The organism is Allobosea sp. 05T438, assembly GCF_056396025.1.
In genome coordinates this window covers 136,451-157,479 of the sequence record NZ_JBFTKQ010000004.1, presented here as the reverse complement: position 1 = coordinate 157,479, position 21,029 = coordinate 136,451, and the positions used below count along the sequence as shown (strand labels likewise).

General features: G+C 65.1%; 15 protein-coding genes and 1 pseudogene. All 16 read left to right on the top strand.

Annotated elements, in window-relative coordinates; genetic code table 11:
- The first annotated feature begins 140 nt into the window (after positions 1-140).
- The 16 genes and pseudogenes from AC1DIN_RS11425 to AC1DIN_RS11350 all read left to right on the top strand — a co-directional run bounded on the left by AC1DIN_RS11425 (position 141) and on the right by AC1DIN_RS11350 (position 21,016).
- Positions 141-1,271 (top strand): ABC transporter substrate-binding protein, encoded by a 1,131-nt coding sequence (locus AC1DIN_RS11425; RefSeq protein WP_476809865.1) that lies wholly within the window; start codon positions 141-143, stop codon positions 1,269-1,271.
- A 39-nt stretch (positions 1,272-1,310) separates the two neighbouring features.
- Positions 1,311-3,185: an ABC transporter permease gene (locus AC1DIN_RS11420; protein WP_476809864.1), complete on the top strand. Its 1,875-nt coding sequence runs from the start codon at positions 1,311-1,313 to the stop codon at positions 3,183-3,185.
- Positions 3,185-4,867, top strand: a complete 1,683-nt coding sequence (locus AC1DIN_RS11415) for an ATP-binding cassette domain-containing protein (protein ID WP_476809863.1) — start codon at positions 3,185-3,187, stop codon at positions 4,865-4,867. Before AC1DIN_RS11420 ends, AC1DIN_RS11415 begins: the two co-directional genes overlap by 1 nt.
- A gap of 36 nt (positions 4,868-4,903) precedes the next feature.
- Positions 4,904-6,985, top strand: a complete 2,082-nt coding sequence (locus tag AC1DIN_RS11410) for a hydantoinase/oxoprolinase family protein (RefSeq protein ID WP_476809862.1) — start codon at positions 4,904-4,906, stop codon at positions 6,983-6,985.
- A 10-nt stretch (positions 6,986-6,995) separates the two neighbouring features.
- The gene (locus AC1DIN_RS11405; RefSeq protein ID WP_476809861.1) at positions 6,996-8,732 is read left to right on the top strand and encodes a hydantoinase B/oxoprolinase family protein; all 1,737 of its coding nucleotides are present in this window, start codon (positions 6,996-6,998) and stop codon (positions 8,730-8,732) included.
- Between the two features lie 285 nt (positions 8,733-9,017).
- Positions 9,018-9,143, top strand: a pseudogene (locus AC1DIN_RS11400) (IS3 family transposase); the annotation flags it as partial.
- A gap of 23 nt (positions 9,144-9,166) precedes the next feature.
- On the top strand, positions 9,167-9,412 hold the full coding sequence (locus tag AC1DIN_RS11395; RefSeq protein WP_476810046.1) for an integrase core domain-containing protein: 246 nt from the start codon (positions 9,167-9,169) through the stop codon (positions 9,410-9,412).
- Positions 9,413-9,567: 155 nt separating this feature from the next.
- Positions 9,568-11,025 carry an ABC transporter substrate-binding protein gene (locus AC1DIN_RS11390; RefSeq protein ID WP_476809860.1) on the top strand — a complete coding sequence of 486 codons (1,458 nt, stop codon included), beginning with the start codon at positions 9,568-9,570 and terminating at the stop codon, positions 11,023-11,025.
- A gap of 11 nt (positions 11,026-11,036) precedes the next feature.
- Positions 11,037-11,972 carry an ABC transporter permease gene (locus AC1DIN_RS11385; protein ID WP_441470113.1) on the top strand — a complete coding sequence of 312 codons (936 nt, stop codon included), beginning with the start codon at positions 11,037-11,039 and terminating at the stop codon, positions 11,970-11,972.
- Positions 11,973-12,000: 28 nt separating this feature from the next.
- Positions 12,001-12,930 (top strand): ABC transporter permease, encoded by a 930-nt coding sequence (locus tag AC1DIN_RS11380; protein ID WP_441470112.1) that lies wholly within the window; start codon positions 12,001-12,003, stop codon positions 12,928-12,930.
- A complete protein-coding gene (locus AC1DIN_RS11375; protein ID WP_476809859.1) occupies positions 12,927-13,787 on the top strand; it encodes an ABC transporter ATP-binding protein in 861 nt (286 codons plus the stop codon). Before AC1DIN_RS11380 ends, AC1DIN_RS11375 begins: the two co-directional genes overlap by 4 nt.
- Complete coding sequence (locus tag AC1DIN_RS11370) at positions 13,784-14,776, top strand: ABC transporter ATP-binding protein (RefSeq protein ID WP_476809858.1); 993 nt, start codon at positions 13,784-13,786, stop codon at positions 14,774-14,776. The genes AC1DIN_RS11375 and AC1DIN_RS11370 overlap by 4 nt, the downstream gene beginning before the upstream one ends.
- Positions 14,773-16,881: a hydantoinase/oxoprolinase family protein gene (locus tag AC1DIN_RS11365; RefSeq protein ID WP_476809857.1), complete on the top strand. Its 2,109-nt coding sequence runs from the start codon at positions 14,773-14,775 to the stop codon at positions 16,879-16,881. The genes AC1DIN_RS11370 and AC1DIN_RS11365 overlap by 4 nt, the downstream gene beginning before the upstream one ends.
- A gap of 4 nt (positions 16,882-16,885) precedes the next feature.
- A complete protein-coding gene (locus AC1DIN_RS11360; protein WP_441470108.1) occupies positions 16,886-18,733 on the top strand; it encodes a hydantoinase B/oxoprolinase family protein in 1,848 nt (615 codons plus the stop codon).
- Positions 18,730-19,938: an alanine racemase gene (gene alr / locus AC1DIN_RS11355; RefSeq protein ID WP_476809856.1), complete on the top strand. Its 1,209-nt coding sequence runs from the start codon at positions 18,730-18,732 to the stop codon at positions 19,936-19,938. Before AC1DIN_RS11360 ends, alr begins: the two co-directional genes overlap by 4 nt.
- Positions 19,901-21,016, top strand: coding sequence for a LacI family DNA-binding transcriptional regulator (locus AC1DIN_RS11350; protein WP_476809855.1), 1,116 nt, complete (start codon positions 19,901-19,903; stop codon positions 21,014-21,016). The genes alr and AC1DIN_RS11350 overlap by 38 nt, the downstream gene beginning before the upstream one ends.
- Positions 21,017-21,029: the final 13 nt, after the last annotated feature.

Below are 21,029 nucleotides of genomic sequence, written 5' to 3'. Positions count from 1 at the left end.
TATTATTACAATATGTTAGATGGTGTATATCGCAGGTATTTCAGGGTGAGTGCTCTTGCGGCTAATATTTTCGCTTGCCGTCCGAGAAGTTTAGTCAATAAACTTTCATCGATGGTTCTCATCGCCCTGGGAGGGGTCACATGAAGGGTTCTGCGTTTTTGATGGGCGCGGCCGTTGCCGTCGCGCTGGCCACCTCGGCGCAATTCACCGCGAAAGCTGCCGAGCCAATCGTCATCGGGCTGTTTGGGCCGATGTCCGGCGAGCGCTCGGCGCTAGGAATGCGCTTCAAGGAGGCGGCGACGATGTTCGCCGATGAACTGAACGGTGCCGGCGGGGTAGGTGGGCGACCGGTAGAGATCCGCATCGAGGACAGCCGAGGCAACCCCAGAGAGGCTGCGACATTGGCGCAGAAGTTTGCGCAGGATGCTGCCGTGCTCGCGGTGGTCGGCGGGCAGACCTCGACGGAATCGATGGCGGCAGGCCCAATTCTCGCCGAGGCAAAACTTGCGCAAGTTGCCCCCACCGCCGGTCATCCGGACTATGTGAAGATCAGCCCCTATCAGTTCCGCACCACGCCGACACACGCTTCGATGGTGCAGCCCCATGCCGACATGCTGCTTAAGAAGCTCGGCATGAAGAAGATCGCGATCGTCTACTTCAAGGACGATTGGGGCATGGTGACCAACACCATGATGAGCAAGCGCTTGAAGGAGCTTGGCGCCGAGGTCGTGCTGTCGGAGGCGATGATCCCGGAGACCCGGGATTTCCGCCCTCTGATCACCAAGATCAAGGCTGCGGCTCCCGATGGCGTCTTCCTGGTCAGCCACTACGCGGAATCCGCGCTGTTCATGCAGCAGCTTCGGCAAGCCGATCCGAAACTCAAGGTCGCCGGCACCGATACCCTGAACGATCCCAAATTCATCGAGTTGGCGGGCGGCGCAGCCGAGGGGGTCGTGATGCCGACACTTTTCCTGGCTTCCGCGCCGGAGGCTGCGAGGTTCTCGAAGGCCTATGAGGCGAAGTTCGGGAAGGAGCCGAACTACTACTCGGCCTTTACCTGGGATGCGATGCTGATCGTCACCGGTGCGATGAAGCAACTGGCCGCATCGGGCAAGCCGCTGAGCCGCCAGGCAATTCGCGACCAGATTGCGAGCGCCGCACCAATTCAGGGGGTCAGCGGCAGCTTGAAATACGAGGGCTCGGGCGACCTTGGCGAGCGCGAGATCAACTACATCGTCGTGAAGGGCAAGGGCTACGAGCCCTTCAACTGAACGTCCATCGGCGCCGGCTTCAGAAGGGATGCCGCAACCATGATCGAGTTCCTCAGTCAGATCTTGAACGGACTGGTGATCGGGAATGTCTATGCGCTCGTCGCAATCGGCTTTTCGCTGATCTTCGGCGTCACGAACCTGATCAACTTCGCTCAGGGGTCCCTCCTGATGCTCGGCGCCTTTTTCGCCTATACCGGCGTGCGGCTTGGATTGCCGCTGGCCGTGGCGGCTCTGTGCTCCCTGGCGCTTACCACAGCAGTCGGAATGCTGATCGAGCGGGTGGCGCTGCGCCCCCTTGAGAATGCGCCCTGGATTGCGCCGTTGCTTTCGACGCTGGCAATCACCTTCATGCTCGATCAGGCGGCCGAGATCATCTGGACGCCGGAAGCGCATCCATTTCCAAACCCGTTGTCAGCCTACAGCGTCGTTGTCGGAGCGGCCTATGTCACCGGCATGGATGCCGCGATCCTCGTGATATCGCTCACCTCGATGGTTGCGCTGTACCTGTTCCTGACCCGGAGTTGGGCGGGCAGGGCGCTGCGTGCCATGTCGCAGGATATGGACGCGGTCCGGCAGATGGGCGTCAGGACCGATCGGCTGCGGCTCCTCGCCTTCGGTCTGGGAGCTGCGCTTGCTGCCGTCGCCGGTGTGATGGTCGCGATGTACTATCAAACCGTCTACCCGCAGATGGGCGTGCCGTTCGGTCTCAAGGGCTTTACTGCGGCCTTGCTCGGCGGCCTCGCCAGCATTCCCGGGGCTGTCGCCGGCGGCCTGCTGCTGGGCATCTTGGAAGCGCTCGCGGTTGGTTACGTCGGCGAAGGCTTCCGCGACATGGTCGCCTTCGGCATCCTGCTGGTCATCCTGACATTCCGGCCCCAAGGCCTGTTTGGCGACAAGCGGCTCGATGCCCTCGGTGGCTCGCGAGGCGCCTCCGGTGTCATGCCTTCGACCAGTATCCTGATCGGGCAGGGCGGCCAGCCGTTGCCGCATGTGCGGGCGTTGAATCTGCCCTACGCCTTACTGGCCCTCGGCCTTGCCGTCTGCTTGATCCTGCCCGTCCTTCCAGTCTCGGCCTACGTCATCCAGGTCGGCGTGATCATCGCGATTTTCGGGCTGCTGGCTGCCGGGCTGACGATGTTGTCGGGCGCTGCGGGCATCATGTTCCTGGGCTTCTCGGGCTTCTTCGGGGTCGGGGCCTATGTCTCGGCACTGAGCGCAAAGCAGGGAGCAACGGCCGATCTCGCGCTTCTTCTGGCCGCTGCCGTCTGCGCCGCGCTGGCCGGGATTGTCAGCCTCGTTTGTGCCGGGCTGACCGGGCATGTCGTCGGGCTCGCCACTCTCGCCATCGGCGTCCTGATCTGGCTCGTCCTTCTGAACTGGACGGATGTCACCGGCGGCCCCAACGGCATCTTCGGTATTCCGCGCCCATCGCTGTCCTTTCTCCCCGACGTGCCGATGTCTTCGGTCTCGGCGCAATATTGGCTCGCCGTAGCCCTGCTGATCGTAGCGGTGGTCGTCGTGGGGCGACTTCTCGCTTCGCCCATCGGGCTAAGCTGGCGGGCGATCAGGGAGGACCGCGTGGCGGCCCACGCGGCCGGGCTGCCAGTTCGTCGCTATCTCGTCACCGCCTTCGTCATGGCCGGCATCTGTGCCGGATTGGCCGGAGGCCTCTTTGCCTTCCTTCAGCGCTTCATCAGCCCGGACAGCTTTCGGCTCGACACCTCGTTCCTGATGATCGCGATCATCGTGCTCGGCGGCCTCGGCAATCTGACGGGGGCCATGCTCGGCGCGGCCGCTCTCATCGTCCTGCCCGAGATGCTCCGGGATGCGGCCGAATTCCGCATGATCCTCTTCGGGGCGGTCCTCTACCTCACGCTGCGGTTCCGTCCGCAGGGGATTGCAGGAGTCCGCTGATGCACGGGACGCGAACCATGAACTCAAACCACAGCCTCGAGCTGACGGACCTTAAGGTCAGCTTCGGTGGGCTCAAGGCAATCGGCGGCGTCGATCTGTCTGTAGCGCCGGGCGAATTTGTCGGAATCGTCGGGCCCAATGGCGCCGGAAAGTCGACGCTGATCCAGGCGGTCACGGGTTTCGTCAAACCGAGCGGCGGATCCGTGATGTTCAAGGGGCACCGCTTGGACGGGCTCGCGCCGGAGGACATCGCGGCATTGGGCGTAGCTCGCACCTTCCAGACCAGCCGCGTCTTTCCCGCCCTGACGATCGCCGAAAGCGTTCGCGTGGGTACGCAGCGCGGCCTTATCGGCGGTGGTCGTCAACGCACTCGCTTCGGGCATGTCACCGAGCCGCTCGGGGCGATTTTCGGCCTCCCGCGATATCGAGCGGCAACCCGAGAGGCCGACGAAAAGGTCGAGGCGATCCTGAAGATGTTCGGAGATCGGCTCTGGCCGCGTCGGGACCGGCCGACGCACAGCCTTTCCTATGCGAACCGACGGCGCCTGGATATCGCCAGAGCGCTGGCGACGTCGCCCGATCTCCTGCTGCTCGATGAGCCGACGGCCGGGATGAACCCCACGGAAAGCCACGAACTCGCTGACCTGCTGCTGGATATGCGCCAACGCTTCCCCCAGATGGCGATCGTCATGGTCGAGCATAAGCTCGATATCGTGCGAAAGCTGACGCAGCGAACGATCGTCATGGCGCAAGGGAAGGTCATCGTCGATGACGAGCCCGACCGTGCTTTCGCCAATCCGGAGGTGGCTGCTGCCTATCTCGGCCAAGGCGGCAATGCCCGCAGCTCGGTGATCGTGAAAGGGCATATCGACCACCAGCCCGAAGTTGCGATGCCGGGAGAGCCGGATAGCCCGGCCGTCGAACTAAGGGGCGTCGATGTCTTCTATGGCTCGATCCAGGCTCTCTTCGGCGTCTCCCTGCAGGTTGGCCGTGGCGAAGCGGTCGCTGTTCTCGGTGGCAACGCCTCGGGCAAGTCCACCGCCGTCAAGACGGTGCTCCGCCTGACGACACCGCGCAGCGGCGAGGTGTTCCTGTATGGGCGACCTCTGGAGGCTCGATCCACGGCTGAAGTGATCGATCAGGGCATCGCCTCGATCCCGGAAGGCCGGCGCATGTTTGCCGAGCTAACGGTTCGCGACAACATCCTGATGGGTGGTTACGCGCGGCGTCGCTTGCCGCGCCAGCAACTCGATCGCGACATCGATGCGGCGGTCGCCGAGTTTCCCTGGCTGGGCAACCGACTGGACCAGCTCGCCGGGACGTTGTCGGGCGGTGAACAGCAGATGGTCGCGATGGCGCGGGCCTGGCTGCGCAAGCCCCAGATTCTCTGCATTGACGAGCCCTCCATGGGCCTGTCGCCGCTGATGGTCGATCGGGTCTACGAAATCCTCGCACGCTGGAAGTCGCAAGGTTTGACCATCCTCATGGTCGAGCAGAGCGCCAACAAAGCGCTTGAGCTGGTCGATCGCGCTTACGTCCTGCGCAACGGCATCGTGATCATGGAGGGCCGCGCGGACGAACTGCGCGAGAATCCGGCTGTGCGGGAAGCATATCTAGGCGGAGAGCATGTCTCGACCTCCGCCCCCAGGTCGTCGGGCCTCGCGCCCAGTCTCACTCACTGATCCGGCTCAAAGCCGTTCCACTTGGAGGTCCTTAAGATGGGCTTGCGCGTTGGCGTCGATATCGGCGGCACATTCACCGATTTTGCGGTGCTCGACCCGGAGACCGGGCATTTCGAAATCGGCAAGGTGTTGAGTACGCCGGCTGATCCGGCCGAGGCGGTGATTGAAGGCCTCAAAGCACGGATGGCCCAGAGCGGCCGGCCGATGAGCGAGATCGCCGAGGTCGTTCATGCAACGACGATCGCGACGAATACGGTGATCCAGCGCAAGGGACCGCCGACCGCACTGATCACCACCAAAGGGTTTCGCGATGTGATCTTGATCGGCCGCCAGAAGCGGTACGAGCTCTACGACAACATGGCAGGGCGGCCGGCACCGCTGGTTCCCCGGGACTTCGTCTTCGAGGTCGAGGAGCGAATGCTCTGGACCGGAGAGATCGAGACTGCGCTCGACGAGAACGGAGTCCGCTCGATCGCACACGAGTTGGTCGCGAGAGGAGTGATCGCCGCGGCCGTCTGCTTCCTGCATTCTTACGCGAATCCTTCACATGAGAAGCGGGTTGCGGAGATCCTGCGGGAAGAAGCCCCCGATTTGATGGTGTCGATTTCTTGCGAGGTCTCGCCACTTTATCGGGAGTTCGAGCGGACCAGCACGACGGTCATGAATGCCTACGTCATGCCGGGCGTTGCCAGCTATGTGGAGCGGCTGGACCGGCAGCTCCGGGCATTGGGCGCGCAAGTGCCGATGCTGATCATGCAGTCCAACGGGGGGGTAGCGACCGCCGAGACGGTGAAACGCTTCCCGATCCGCATCATCGAAAGCGGTCCCGCCGCCGGCGTCCTGACTGCGGCGCGTTTCGCACCCGCTGCAGGCACTGACAATCTGATTTCATTCGACATGGGCGGCACCACCGCCAAGCTTTGCCTGGTCGAGGATGGAAAGCCTCTGCTGACGAGCCAGTTCGAGGTGGACATGACCCACCTCAAGAAGGGCAGCGGGCTGCCGGTCAGCATCCCCGCCGTCGATCTGATCGAGATCGGTTCGGGCGGCGGCAGCATCGCCAAGGTCGAGCTTGGCGCCATCGCCGTCGGGCCGGAAAGTGCCGGCTCGGTGCCTGGTCCGGCTTGCTATGGCCGCGGCGGCACGAAACCGACCGTGACGGACGCGGACCTCGTGCTCGGATATCTCAATCCCGACTACTTCCTCGGTGGCGAGATGAGCCTGGACGCCGAGGCGGCCCTGACGGCGATCGAGAGGGACGTCGCCGTCCCACTGGGCATCGACGTCATGCAGGCCGCCTGGGGCATCCACGAGATCGTCACCGCGCAGATGGCGCAGGCTGCGCGCGCCGTGACGATCAATTGCGGAAAAGACCCGCGCCTGTTCGCTCTCGTGCCCTTCGGCGGCGCAGGCCCGGTCCACGGCACCCGTCTCGCACGCATGCTGGGTTGTCCGAAGGTCGTCTTCCCCCGCGCAGCGGGCGTTGAGTCCGCCGTCGGTTTGCTGATGGCGGAGACCTCGCTGGATCTGGCGCGCACCCACGTGTTGAACCTCGATGGCAACGCCATCGAGGAGATCAACGCCCTCTACCGTGACCTTGAGGAACAGGCTCGCGGGCAGCTCGATGAGGCGGGCGTCCCGCGCGACAGGCAGAGCTTCTCGGCGAGCTGCGACATGCGCTTTGCGGGCCAAGGTTTCGAGATTGCCGTGGATCTGCCTGCCTATCCTTACGCGAAGGCCGATCTCGAAACCCTGCGGAAGGCCTTCCACGCGGCCTACGCCAAATCCTATGGTGCCCGAACTTTCGATCCGGATTGGACGATCGTGGCGGTCCACTGGCGCCTGCGGGCGATCGCCGTCGGCAAGACGCTGGTCATGGACGAACTGCCGAAGCTCCCGGGCGGCGTTGAACGCGCCAAGCGCGGACAGCGTCAGGTCTGGTTCCCCGAGACCAACGGTTTCGCGCTCTGCGACGTCTATGATCGCTATGGTTTGAGCGCAAACGACGCCTTCGCCGGGCCGGCAATCGTCGAGGAGCGAGAGTCCACCATCGTGCTGCCTCCCGGCAGCCAAACGACCGTCGACTCGCACGGCAACCTGATTACCACGCTGAATTGAGGAAACTGCGATGAGCACGATCGATCCAGTCACGTTCTCCGTGGTGTGGGGCGGGCTTCTGTCAGCCGCCGCCGAGATGGGCAGCACGCTGCTGCGCACCGCCTATTCGATGACGGTGCGCGAAGGCTCCGACTTCTCGACGGGTGTTTTCGATGCCGATGGCAACATGATCGCACAGGGCGATTACAGCCCTGGCCATCTCGGTTCGATGGCCTTCACTGTCCGTCAGATGCTCGACTACTACCCCAAGGGCTCTCTCGGCCCGGGCGACGCGGTGATCTGCAACGATCCGACGATCGGTTCCGGGCACCTTCCGGACATCTTCATGGTGACGCCTGTGTTTCATGACGGCGAACTGATCGGTTATGCCGTCAACATCGCTCACCATATCGACGTCGGTGGCAGCGCCCCCGGCAGCGAGGAGGTGGTCGGCGTTAGCGAAACCTGCCAGGAGGGCATCAAGCTGATGCCTGTTCTGCTTTACAAGGCCGGCGAGCCGATCCGGGAAATCCTGCGCATCATCGAGGGAAACGTCCGCATCAAGGACGTTCTCGGCGATCTGCATGCTCAGTACGCGGCAAACATGACTGGCGTCGCCCGGATGCAGGCGCTCGCGCGGCAGTACGGAGCCGCCCAGCTCGCCGAATGCATGCGCGAGATTGTCGCTCGCAGCCGAGACGCCATGGTCGAGGCGATCGCGGAGCTACCGAAAGGCACCTACCATTTCAACGATGTGTTGGACGATGTTGGGCCGGATACCGAACCTGTGCCGTTCCAGCTCGCCCTCACGATCGAGGACGGTCGCATCATCTGCGACTGGCGCGGCACCGGTCCCCAGCGGCCAGCCGGCATTAACGCCTACATGCAGTACACGCGATCCTACTGCATCGCGGCCATCAAGGCGGTTACGTTGCCGCGTTCGCCTCAGAATTTCGGCATCATCGGCTGCATCGAAATCCGCGCACCCAAGGGTAGCTACGTCAATCCCAATCCTGGAGCGGCCAGCGGCGCTCGCGCCGTCAACGCCAATCGCATCTACGAAGTGGTGATGGGTGCACTCGCGCAAATCGTGCCCGACCGCGTGATCGCTGCCAGCTCCGGCTTCTGCAACCCCAAGGTCAGCGGTTTCGTCAGCCCCTATACGGGCAAGCCCTTCTTGGCCTGGATGACGGCGATCGGGGGTGTCGGCGCGCATCGCCATCGTGATGGCCAGGAGGCCACGACCTCACCGACAAACGGCACCAACACACCGGTCGAGGTTCAGGAGATGAACGCGCCGGTCTTCATCGAGCGGATGGAACTGATCCCCGATACCGGTGGGGCAGGGCGGTTTCGAGGCGGCATGGCGGTGCGGAAGGATGTGCGGCTGTTAGCCGATGCCGGGCTCGTCACCAATCTCGGCGATCGCTATGTCAATGCGCCGTATGGGCTGGAAGGCGGTGCGTCAGGCGCGCTCGCGGCCACGATCTTGAACCCGGGCCGACCTGACGAGCGCAACCTGCACTCCAAGGGGACGTACCCTCTGCGGAAGGGAGATGTGCTCAGCATGCGGACGGCTGGCGCAGGTGGTTTCGGCGATCCGGCCAGGCGCGATCCCAAGGCAGTTCTGAGAGATGTGAGGCAGGGATTGGTTTCGGCCCATGCTGCGGCCAGTCTCTACAAGGTCGCGCTGAGTGAGGACGGCCTGGGTATAGATGAGAGCGAAACGCTGAACGCCCGCGCAGCTTCTTCGCTGCTGCCGATCTGACGTGACGAGCCACATAGGCGCCTACGACTGAATGGCGGATCCCTGCTTTTGTTATACAGACCTTCGGCGCGCCCGGCGCGGATCGCCGAAGGCTCGGTGTTCGACTCGCCGGGATCCGATTTTGTCGAAGATCGAGATCGCATTGAACCTTTGGTGAGTGGTGCTTGCCGCGGTCTGTGCGGGCATTCGCCACGGGAAATGAGAGCTTCACAGGTAGCCCCTATGGCATGCCCCTGAAGAGTGGCCCTCCGTGAAGTAGGCGTTGAGCCTTTGGCGGATGCGGCTATGGCGCAGAAGAAGCACACGCCCGAAGAGATCGTCGCGAAGCTGCGGCAGGTCGACGTGTTGTTGTCCCGAAGTTGTCCTGTGGCCGAGGTGATCCGCCCGATCGGGGTGACGGCATTCGCCTATGACGCGAGAGCTTCAGCGCGAATATCTACGAAGAGCTCCTGAACGGCGAGATCTTTTCCAGTCTCGCCGGGGGCAAGGCCGTCATCGAGGGCTGGCGTCAGCGCGGCCACACCAGGCGCCCGCACTCTTCGCTCGGCTGCAAGCCGCCGGCGTCGGCCGCTATCGTGCCGCCGTCGAACATGGCTGAAAAGCCGTCTCTGCAGGAGATTGCAGCCGCGCCACTCAATCGAAGTCGGACAGGGCCACTTGACAAAGAAGTTTCATGGTGAAACGTTTCCATTAACGATGGAAACGTTTCCACGAGGGGATCGCCATGGCTTATGACTCTCTCAATCGACGTGCTTTCCTTCAGGGCGGTGCGGCGGCCGTCGGGGGGCTTGGTCTTCCACTCACGGCGCGAGCGGCGGATGAGCGATCCCTGGTCGTGGCGATCCCATCGAACCCATCGACCTTCGATCCCATCAACCAGGGCAACCACGATGCCATGGTGGTCAATCAGCTCATTTTCGAGAACCTGATCGAGATCGACGGGGAGGGCCGGCGCCGGCCTCTGCTTGCCAAGTCGCTGCCTGCGATCTCCGAAGACCGGACCGAGTATACATTCGAGCTTCGGGACGACGTCGCGTTCCAGAACGGGCAGCCCTTCACCGCCGAGGACGTGAAATACAGCTACGACTATATTCTCGACCCGGCCAACAAGGCGCTGCGGCGCTCGGCCTGGACGAATATCCAATCCGTCGACGTCTTGGCGCGCCATAAGGTACGCTTCAAGATGAAAGCGCCGTTCCGGCCCTTCCTCGACTACATGACCAAGTACATGGGGATATTTCCCGCCGGAAGTCGTGAGAAATACGGCAACGAGATCTTCCAGCAGAGGCCGGAAGGCCTCGGAACCGGGCCCGGCATCTTCGTCTCGGCGCGTTCCAACGATGTCGTCGAATTTCGCCGCAACCCCAATTACTGGCGCAAGGATCTCCCCGGCTGGGACCGGCTGCGTGTGCGGATCGTCTCAGAGGAGGCCGCTCGCATCGCATCGCTCATGTCGAAATCGGTGCACATCATCGGCGCGCCGCCCGTCCGCGACTATCTGCGTCTGCGGCAGGCCAAGGCGCAGGGCATCGTCGGGGCGAGCCGTCCTGCGCTCGGCAGCATGATGCTGATGATCCACAACACCCGAAAGCCGCCGTTCGACGATCCTGATTTCCGCAAGGCGGTGTCGCTGGCGACCGATCGCAAGACCATCGCCGAGAAGATCTTCAACGGTCTGGTCGAGCCCTCGGCGGTGCCGGCTCCAGCCTCGGCGTGGTGGTACAATGACAAGGCAGCGGAAGGCTTGGCCTTCAATTTGGAAAAAGCGAAGGCTCACCTCGCCAAATCCCGCTACGCTTCCGGGGCAGAATTCGAGCTGCTCTATTCCTCGCAGGGCTATCTGCTGGACGTCGGCGATGCGGCCCTGTTCATCCAGGCATCCCTGGCCCGGCTCGGAATCAAGGTAAAACTCCAGCCGCTCGAGACGGGCCAGCTCATCGAGCAGGTCTTCGGCGGAAATCAGACATCCGCGCTCATGGCCGTGATCGGCCCCTCCGATCCAACCTTCATCATCCAGGGCATCTATACGCCGAACCAGGTGATGACGCGCGGCTCCGGCTACAACAATGAGCGGCTCAATACGCTCCTGGCCGACAGCTTCCGTGTCGATGACGAGAAATCGCTGGGGCCCATCTTGGCCGACATGCAGGCGATTCTGGCCGCAGACTCACCCTCGACCTGGATCGGCGCGGTCCACAGCTTCAATCTTTGGCGCAGCAACGTGCAGGGCTTCGAGCCGAATACCGGCATCACGCTCCGCCTGACCGACGCGGCCTTATCCGACCTCCGCTGAGGCGAAAAACCATGTGGTTTGCCAGTCGCATACTCAGCAGTCTTGCAGTGCTCGTCGTGGTCAGCGCGGTGCTCTTCGCGCTGACGCGGCTGACGCCGCTCTCGCCCGCGCGGATCGTGCTCGGCGCCGATGCCACCGTCGAGCAGATCCATGAGTTCGAGCACGATCGCGGCCTCGACCGCGCTCTGCCCGCCCAATATGCGGCGTGGGTTGCGCAGCTTCCCCGGGCGGGGTTCGGTACGTCCTACATCACCGGCCGCTCGATCGATGTCGAGCTGCGCGAGAGCCTTCCTGTCACCGCCGAGCTGGTGGTGGTCACTTTTCTGCTGACGCTGGCCGGCGCGATTCCGCTCGGCCTCGTCGCTGCACTGACGGAAGACCGCTGGCCGGACCACCTGATCCGGGTGCTTTCCCTGATGGCCGTATCGGTCCCGGGATTCTGGCTCGCCCTTGTCCTGATCCGTGTGTTTGCCGTGAGGCTCGGCTGGGTGCCGCCGATCGGAATAACGCCGCTCTCGGAAGGCTGGCACGCCCATCTCGCCTCCCTGGCGCTGCCGGCGCTGTCGATCGCGCTCTACTATATCGGCGCGCTCAGCCGCCTGATGCGCGCCTCCGTCATCGAGATCCTGGGCCAGGACTACGTCCGCACCGCGCATGCGCTGGGCCTGAGGCGCAGTCTGGTGGCTCGCTACGTTGTGAAGAACGCTCTTCCACCGTTCGTCAGCGTCGCCGGCATGTCATTCGGCTACATGTTCGGCTGGGCGATCATCATTGAACTGGTCTTCAACATACCGGGTCTTTCGCGCGCCCTGCTGACCGCCATCACCCAACGCGACTATCCGATGATCCAGGCCACCGTCCTGGTCGTCACGGCGATGTTCATCCTGTCGAACCTCGCTGCGGATCTCATCCAGCGGCTGATCAACCCGAGGCTGAGACATGCTTGACGCTGTGCGCTCACCTGGATCTGCGCCAGTGGCCGCGGTCGCCGGCATCCCAGCCCTGCGCCGGCTGTCCGGGCTCACCGGCACCATGCGCCGCCTTGCGCAGACGCACATCGGGCTGGTGGGGTTGGTCATCGTCGGCTTCGTCGCCCTGGCCGCGCTTCTGGCTCCCTGGCTGCCTCTGCATGATCCGCTCGATCTGATGATGGAGCATCGGCTGGAGCCTCCGGGGCCGGCGTTCCTCCTGGGCACGGACGAGGTCGGCCGCGACATCCTCGCCCGGCTCGTCTGGGGTGCGCGCGGGTCCCTGATGATCGGCGTGCTGACCGTCGCGATCGGGCTCTGCGGCGGGCTCTTCGTCGGTATCCTCTCCGGATATTACAGCGGAACGCTCGTCGAAACCGTCCTGCTCGGCGTGATGGATATCTTCGCGGCGATTCCTCTGCTCGTCTGGGCTATCGCGATCGTGGGGATTTTCGGCACCGGATCGGTGCAGGTCGGCCCGCTCGCGCTGCCCAACGAAGCCAAGATCGTTCTCCTCGTCGGCCTGCTTTTCATCCCCGGGCTGGCGCGTGTCGCCCATGGCCTGGCGCTGGCCGAGGCCGGGGCCGATTACGTGGCGGCGCGGCGCCTGCAAGGCGCGGGTTCCTGGTCCATCATGGCCAGCGACATCCTGCCGAACATCCTCTCGCCGATCCTTGTCCAGGCGAGCGTGCTGATCGGCATCGGCATCATCATCGAGGCGTCGCTGAGCTTCATCGGCCTCGGTGTGCAACCGCCGACCCCGAGCTGGGGCGGAATGCTGGCCGATGCGCGCTCGCTCGCCTTCTCGGACGAATGGTGGGTCGCGACCTGGCCGGGTCTGGCGATCTTTCTGACCGTGATCGGCTTCAACCTGATCGGAGACGCACTCCGCACGGTGCTCGACCCCCGGCGGCGTGAGGGGGGACCGGCGCTATGACCGCCCCTGTGCTATCCCTGAATGACCTGTCCGTCGCATTTGGTCAGGGAGCCGCGGCCCGGACGGTCGTTCACGGCGTGACCCTGCAGGTGCGGGCCGGCGAGAAATTGGCGATCGTGGGGGAGTCGGGCTCGGGCAAGAGCGTCACCGCGCTTGCGATCATGCGCCTGCTTGGACGCTCGGGCCGGGTCGTGGGTGGCTCGATGTGCCTCGAGGGCGAGGACATCACGTCCATTCCCGAGAGCGCCTGCCGCGACCTGCGTGGTCGCAAGGTGGCGATGATCTTCCAGGATCCGATGACCGCCCTCAACCCCGCCTTCACGATCGGGCGGCAGCTCGTCGATGCCATCCGCAGCCATGACGATCCAGGCGGCGGCATGCGTCAGCGTGTCCTGATCGCGATGGCCATCGCCTGCCGGCCGCACCTGCTGATCGCCGACGAGCCGACGACCGCGCTCGACGTGACCGTGCAGGCCCAGGTCGTTGCGCTGCTGAGGGATATCAGCGCGACGTTCGGCATCGCCCTGCTGTTCATCTCGCATAATCTCGATCTGGTCGCCGAGTTCTGCGACCGGATCGCGGTGATGTATCGCGGCCGGATCGTTGAAACCGGCAGCACGGAGGCGATCTTCACGTCTCCGCGCCACCCCTACACGCGCCTCCTGCTGGATGCCGTCCCGCGACCCGGTCGTCCGCTGCGCGCGCCAGCGCCTGGCCGCCCGACCGGGAGCCCCAAGGAAGGCGCCTGCGATTTCCTGCCCCGCTGCCCTCAGGCGGATGTGGACTGCACCTCGCGGCCCAGCCTGCGAGGCGAGGGGGCCCATCTGAGTGCCTGCTGGCGGAGCGCCCTGAGATGAGCCAAGCCGAAGCATTCCCGCCGCCGCTCCTTGCCGCCGCAGGCGCAAGCCGGAGCTATCGGGTCGCGCGTTCGGCGCTGGCGCGCCTGCTCGACCGGCGCACGACATCTGCTCTTCTCGGGGCGAGCTTCGAGGTGCGGGCCGGCGACGTCATGGGCATCGTTGGCGAAAGTGGCAGCGGCAAGTCGACGCTCGCGCGGCTTCTGGTCGGGCTCGATCGCCCGAGCAGCGGCCAGGTCTCGTTCGAAGGGCGCGACCTTGCCAGCTTTGCGGCCGCGGACTGGCAGCGTTTCCGAAACCGCGTCCAGTTCGTCTTCCAGGGCGCACACACCGCCTTGAATCCCCGCAAGACCGTCGCGCGCAGCCTGAGCGAAGCCTTCGCGGGCCCGCTCGCACCCGGAGCGCTCGATGCCTTGCTGGCGCAGGTCAGTCTCGGGCCGGAACTGCTCGATCGGCTGCCGCATCAGCTTTCCGGCGGCCAGAAGCAGCGGATAGGGATCGCCCGCGCGCTCGCGCGGCAGCCGGAGGTACTGATCGCCGACGAGCCGACATCGGCTCTCGACGTCTCCGTGCAGAGCGAAATCATCGCGCTTCTTCAGCAGCTGCATCGCGACAGACACCTGACGCTGGTGATCATCAGTCACGATCTCGGGCTCGTCGGGGCGTTCTGCGACCGCGTGCTGGTGATGTATGCCGGCCGGATCGTCGAGATGGGGCCTGCCGCGAAGATCCTGGCGGCGCCGGCGCATCCCTATACGCAGCGCCTGGTGGCCGCCATTCCGCGCGGGCTCGCCGGGCGCAATCGCCCCGCCGAACCGCCACTGCCCGAAGCGGCCCGCCATGCCGGCTGCCCCTTCGAGCCCCGTTGCAACAACCGAATTCCGATCTGTGCGCAAAGCGAGCCCCCCGAGGTTCACCTCGGCGACCGGCTCGTCCGTTGCCACGTCGCGCAGAGCTCGGTCCAGAACCTAGCGGAGACCAAATCATGACAGCGCGCTCGTTTCGCGTGGGGGCCGATATCGGCGGCACCTTCACGGATATCACCTTCCTGGAAAACGGTCAGACGGTGCATTCGTTCAAGCGCCCGTCGACGCCGGACGATTACAGTCGCGGAATCGTCGAAGGTGTCCTCGCGCTGCTCGACCGCATCGGCGGCAAGCCCACCGAGATCGAGGAGGTCGTGCACGCGACGACTGTGGCGACCAACGCCATTCTGGAGGGCAAGGGCGCCACGACCGCGCTGCTGACGACGCGCGGATTCCGCGACGTCCTGGAGCTCGGCCGGCTGCGCATGCCTGAGCTCTACAACCTCAACTACGAAAAGCCGACGCCGCTCGTGCCACGGCATCGGCGCTACGAGATCGCCGAGCGCATCGGAGCGCACGGCGACATCGTCCTGCCTCTGGACGAGGACAGCGTGGTCGAGGCGGCGCGCAGCATAGCGGCCAGCGATACGCGCGCCGTCGCGGTCAGTTTCCTGCACGCCTATGCCAACCCGCAGCACGAGCGGCGGGCCTGCGAGATTCTCGCCGGGATGCTCGGCCCCGAGATCTTCGTCAGCTGTTCCAGCGACGTGCTGCCGGAGATCCGCGAATACGAGCGGACCAGCACGGTGGTGGTCAACGCCTATCTCGGGCCTGTCGTGCGCTCCTATCTGCGTGCCTTGTCGACGCGGCTGCGCGACGCCGGCATTCACGCACCGCTGCAGGTCATGCAATCGAGCGGAGGCGTGATGAGTGCGCTCGCCGCGAGCGAGAAGCCGGCCTGCATCATCGAGTCCGGTCCCGCCGCCGGCGTCATCGCCGCCGCCCGCATCGGCGCGGCGGGAAGCGCCCATGATGTCATCACCATCGACATGGGCGGGACGACCGCCAAGGCCGCGATCATCGAGCAGGGCCAGCCCGCACGCACGACGGAGTACGAAGTCGGGGCCGGGATCAACATCTCAAGCAAGCTGATCAAGGGCGGCGGGCACGCGGTAAAGCTGCCGTTCATCGACGTGTCGGAGATCGGCGCCGGCGGCGGCAGCATCATACGGGTCGATGCCGGAGGCCTCATCCAGGTCGGTCCCGACAGTGCCGGTGCCGTCCCGGGCCCCGCCTGCTACGGCACGGGCGGCACCCGCCCGACACTGACCGACGCGCTCGTCGTGCTGGGCTACATCAATCCCGAGCATATAGCCGGCGGTGCCGTGCGCCTCGACGCGGCGCGCTCCCGGCGCGCGATCAGCGAGCAGGTCTGTGCCCCCACGGGGCTCGCCCTCGAGACGGCGGCCTATGGCGTCTATGCCATCGCAGCCTCGACGATGATGCGGGCCGTCAAGGCCGTCTCGACCTATCGCGGACGCGATCCGCGCGACTTCACCCTGTTCGCCTTTGGCGGCAACGGCCCTGCGGTGGCGGCCGAGATCGCGCGTCTCCTCGACATGAAGCGCGTCGTCGTTCCGTCCCATCCCGGCGTCTTCAGCGCGCTCGGCCTGCTCTACTCGACGACTGAGCACGACCTGATGCAGACCTATTTCTGCGCGCTCGACGCTGTCGATGGCGACAAGCTCGATACGGCCTACCGCAAGCTCGAGACCAGCATGTTCGCCGGCCTCGAGGCCGAAGGCTTCGCCAGAGCGGACATCGAAATCGAGCGGATTGCGGACCTGCGCTACGCCGGGCAGGCCTATGAGCTGACGATCGGGCTCACAGACCGCCCCGGCGACCCCATCGACATCGCCGCCATGGGCGAGGCCTTCCGCAGCGAGCACAAGCTGACTTACGGCCATGCATCGACGAGCGATCCGCTGGAAATCGTCAATATTCGCGTGACCGGCCGCCCCCGCAACGACAGGACCGGCGCCTATCGGCCGTCGGCCCCGGGCGCGCGAACCGTGACGTCTGGCTCTCCCCCGGTGCGGAAATGCTGGTTCGGAGCGGAGTGGGGGCATCTGGAGACGCCGATCGTCACGCGCCTCGACCTCGCAGCCGGCGACCGGGAAAGCCCGCTGATCGTCGAGGAATACGACGCCACATGCGTGGTTCCGCCTGGCTGGACAGCGGGCCTGGACGAATTGGGCAACCTCGTACTCACAGCTTCGGAAAGGTGACGTCATGCTCGCTCCCCATTCTGCCCCCGCATTGTCGCGCTCCGATCCGGTGACGCTGGAGATCGTCAAGAATGCCCTCGCGTCCATCGCGGACGAGATGGCGCTGGTCATCCTGCGCAGCGCCTATTCGCCGATCGTCCGGGACTCGATGGACTACTCGACGGCGCTCTGCGATCGAGACGGTCTGATCATCGCTCAGGGCCTCACCAATCCCGTGCATCTCGGCTCGTTCCCGAGCGTGATGGTCAACATCCTCAAGCGGTTCGGCGGGACGATGCAGCCGGGCGACGGCTACATCACCAACGACCCCTACGGTGCCGGCGGCATGCATCTGCCGGACGTCTATCTGGTCAAGCCCGTGTTCCACGCCGGCAATGTGGAAGGTTTCGTTGCCAGCCTTGTCCACCACACCGACCTCGGCGGAATGGCGCCGGGCAGCATGGCGCTGCATGCCACGGAGATCTTCCAGGAAGGATTGCGGATCCCGCTCATCAAGGTCATGCACGAGGACCGGATGGACGAGAACCTTCTGGCTTTCCTGGAGGTCAATTCCCGCGTGCCGGAGCAGGTTCTGGGCGATCTTCGTGCCCAGATCGCCGCTTGCGCCGCTGCCGAACGGGGCTTCGGCAAGGTGCTCGAAAAATATGGCGCGCCGGCCATGCGCGGCATGCTCGCGGAACTGCACGACTATGCGGAAAAGCTCGTCCGCGACGAGATCAGCGCGATGCCCGACGGCGTCTACGAGGCCGAGGACTTCATCGACGGCCTTGGCGAGGGCGGCGGGCCGATCCGCTTCAAGGTCACGATCACCGTCGCAGGCGACGAGCTCGAAATCGACTGGACGGGGACCAGCGGGGAGGTGCCGGGCGCCATCAACGGACCCGTGGCGATCACCTATTCGGTCGCCTATGCCGCATTGCGCTGCGCCGTCCAGGCGGCCGTGCCAAACTGCGAGGGCTATACGCGACCGGTCCGGGTCGTGGCTCCGCTCGGCACCATCGTCAACCCGCGTCCGCCCGCGGCCTGCGCCGCCCGCGGCGTCATGGCCTATCGCATGCTCGATGTGCTGTTCAACGCCTTCGCCCAGATCGTGCCGGACCGGATGCCGGCCGCTGGCGAAGGTGGCCCCTCCGCGGTGTCGCTCAGCGGCACTCACGAGGGGAAGACCTGGCTGATCACCGACGGAATTCTCGGAAGCTGGGGTGGCCGAGCCACGAAGGACGGGGTCGACGGCATCGCCAACCCCGGCGCCAACCTTTCGAACATGCCGATCGAACTGATCGAGGCGCGCTATCCGCTGAGGATCGAGACCTATGGCCTCGTCGCCAATTCGGGCGGTGCCGGCCGTCGCCGTGGCGGCATGGCGATCACGCGCTCGTACCGCGTCCTTGGGGATGACGCGCAACTGACGATCCGTTCGGATCGGCGCGCGCATTTGCCGCCGGGTCTCTTCGGCGGATGTCCGGGCTCTCCGTCTCTCAACATCATCGATCGGAACGGCAAGACCGAACTCCTGCCGGTGATGCCGATGCGGACGCTTGCCCTGAGCAAGGGGGATCTGTTCACCCATGTCGCCCCCGGTGGGGCAGGCAATGGTGACCCGCTCGAGCGTGACCCGGATCATGTCGCCGCCGATGTCCGCGAAGGCCGCTTCACCGCGCAATTCGCTCGCGACGTCTATGGCGTCGTCACAGGCGCGAACGGGCGCCCCGATCCGATCGCGACGGAGGCCTGTCGCGAAGGCCTGGCAGCCGATTTGCCGAAGCTGGCGGAGGCGCAGCTGCGCCTCTTCATGCAGGGCGATCGAAGCCGGGCGGCGCTGAGCCGGGAACATGAGGGGGAACTGGCATGACAGCGCTAGCCGCATTTCCGGCGACGGGCCCGGGAGAGCGCCGGACCGATTGCCGCCGGCACGATCGCGCCCGGCTCCTGCGGCCAAGCTGGGCGGAACTCGATTTCGGCGCATTGAGCCGGAATGTCGCGGCAACGCGCAGCCTGGTCGGCCCGGATGTTCGCATCTACTTCGTCTGCAAGGGCGACGGCTTCGGCTTTGGCGCCGCTGCGGTCGCGAAGGCCGCGGAACGCGCCGGCGTCGACGGCTTCTGCGCCGGCAGCCCGGACGAGGTCGTCTCGATCCGCAGCACCGGCACGACGCTTCCCGTCCTGCTGTTCGCTTCGACCACGCCGGACGATCTGCCGGCCGCTGCCAGGCTCGGTGCCACGGTGACGGTCCAGAGCATGGCCGATATGGAAGCCGTGCTTGCGGCGAGCGATAGGATGGAGGTCTTTGTCGAGGTCGATTGCGGGCTTGGCCGCTACGGCCTGCGCCCCGAGCAGTGGCCCGGCGTCCTGCAGCGCCTTCGCGCCGCCGCTCATGTCAGGGTGCGGGGCCTGTACTCGCATCTCAGCACTCCGGATGATCCCGAGATCAGCCGGGCCCAGGCCGAACTCTTCCGGCAGGCGGCAGCCGATGCTGCGGCCGCCGGCCATGACGATCTCATTCTCATGCTGGCGTCGAGCCGCGTGGTGCTGGCCTATCCGGAGATGCTCTTCAATGCGGTCGACCCCGGGCGATTGATCTATGGCGGGGGGCTCGATGAAAACTGGATGGAGATTGGTGGCCTCTCGCCTCTGCTCGCGGCCGTGAAGTCCCGGATCATCCAGGTCCAGGAGCATCCTCCGGGTACAGTGCTGGGGATCGGCTATGGTGCGCCGATCGCCATCGAACGCAGCATGCGCACGGCGGTCGCGCCGATCGGTTTCTGGGATGGGCTGAACCATATTCCGCCTCTTGGCGAGGTGCTGATCCGAGGACGGCGCTGCCCGGTGCTCGGGCGCCGGACCTTCCAGCATTCGGTCATCGACGTCACCGGGATCGCCGACGCCGCGCCCGGCGACGAGGTCGTGGTCCTCGGGCGGCAGGGAGCCGAAGAGATTTCGATCCATGACCTCGCCAGGGCCATCGGCATCACGGTCATCGAATTGGTCCCGCGGCTCGCGCGCTCATTGCCGCACGTGTATGTCGGCCTGGGGCAGGAGAGGGACGGGCGTGGCTAAAATGGGGACGAGGCAGTCGGCGGACGAGCCCAGGCCGATCACGATCAAGGATGTCGCGAGCCGGGCCGGTGTCGGGCTCGGCACCGCTTCGCGGGTTCTCAACGGCAACGAGAATGTCGCGCCTCATTTGCGCGAGCAGGTTTTCAAGGCCGTACAGGATCTGGGTTATCACCCCAATTCCGTGGCGCGCTCCATGCGGCTCGGAAAGAGCTACGCCGTCGGCTGCCTCGTCACGGACATCCGCCAGCCCATAGCGGCCGAAATGATCGCGGCTGCGGAAAACACCCTGCGTCGCGAGGGATACACGCTGATTGTCGCCAGTACGCATTTCGACGACAGCCGCGAGGCCGAGATCCTGTCATTGCTGCAGAATCGCGTCGTCGACGGCATGCTCCTGGCGGTCAATCGGGACAACGATCCGGAGACGGCGCGACGGCTCGCCGCCATCACGATTCCCATGGTGCTCTGGGAGCGCAGCCCCGATGGCGGATTCGATACCGTCCTGACGGAGCATCGCACCGGTGCCCGCAGGGCAACCGAGCATCTCCTGGAGCTGGGGCATCGCGAGATCGCGCTCGTTGCCGGCCACCTCGATACCTGGGTCGGCCGGGAGCAACGGGCAGGTTTCGATGCAGCGTTCGCTGGCCAGGGGCTGGAGCCGCCGGCAGGTCGCATCTTCGAGGTGGGGGCGTTCGGGGCTCGCAAATTGGAGGCCCTGTGCCGTGGAGAGCGGCCCATCACAGCGATCATCGCCAATATCGACGAGATCCCCGGCATCCTGCATTTCTGCGCGAAGCGCGGCCTCGTGCTGCCGCGCGACCTTTCGATCGTGTCGATCGGTGACGCCAGTATCCTGGAGGTCATGACGCCGTCGATCACGGCCGTGCGCGGCAATGGTACGAAAGTGGCCCAACTCGCAGCCACTCTTCTGCTGAAGAAAATGTCCGACAAGCAACCGCAAGCGGCGTCGGAGCGCTTGTCCGTGGGGATGCAACTCAAGATCCGGCACTCCACCGCGCCTTTGGGCGATCGTGGCGGCCGGCCTGTCCAGCATGCGCATAGTGCTGCTGATCGCTGATCGAGCATGCTGG

Excerpts from the sequence above, each read along its gene's own strand:
- AC1DIN_RS11425 (WP_476809865.1), top strand. The coding sequence starts at position 141 with ATGAAGGGTTCTGCGTTTTTGATGGGCGCGGCCGTTGCCGTCGCGCTG.
- AC1DIN_RS11420 (WP_476809864.1), top strand. The coding sequence starts at position 1,311 with ATGATCGAGTTCCTCAGTCAGATCTTGAACGGACTGGTGATCGGGAAT.
- AC1DIN_RS11415 (WP_476809863.1), top strand. The coding sequence starts at position 3,185 with ATGCACGGGACGCGAACCATGAACTCAAACCACAGCCTCGAGCTGACG.
- AC1DIN_RS11410 (WP_476809862.1), top strand. The coding sequence starts at position 4,904 with ATGGGCTTGCGCGTTGGCGTCGATATCGGCGGCACATTCACCGATTTT.
- AC1DIN_RS11405 (WP_476809861.1), top strand. The coding sequence starts at position 6,996 with ATGAGCACGATCGATCCAGTCACGTTCTCCGTGGTGTGGGGCGGGCTT.
- AC1DIN_RS11385 (WP_441470113.1), top strand. The coding sequence starts at position 11,037 with ATGTGGTTTGCCAGTCGCATACTCAGCAGTCTTGCAGTGCTCGTCGTG.
- AC1DIN_RS11375 (WP_476809859.1), top strand. The coding sequence starts at position 12,927 with ATGACCGCCCCTGTGCTATCCCTGAATGACCTGTCCGTCGCATTTGGT.
- AC1DIN_RS11370 (WP_476809858.1), top strand. The coding sequence starts at position 13,784 with ATGAGCCAAGCCGAAGCATTCCCGCCGCCGCTCCTTGCCGCCGCAGGC.
- AC1DIN_RS11365 (WP_476809857.1), top strand. The coding sequence starts at position 14,773 with ATGACAGCGCGCTCGTTTCGCGTGGGGGCCGATATCGGCGGCACCTTC.
- AC1DIN_RS11360 (WP_441470108.1), top strand. The coding sequence starts at position 16,886 with ATGCTCGCTCCCCATTCTGCCCCCGCATTGTCGCGCTCCGATCCGGTG.
- alr (WP_476809856.1), top strand. The coding sequence starts at position 18,730 with ATGACAGCGCTAGCCGCATTTCCGGCGACGGGCCCGGGAGAGCGCCGG.
- AC1DIN_RS11350 (WP_476809855.1), top strand. The coding sequence starts at position 19,901 with ATGTCGGCCTGGGGCAGGAGAGGGACGGGCGTGGCTAAAATGGGGACG.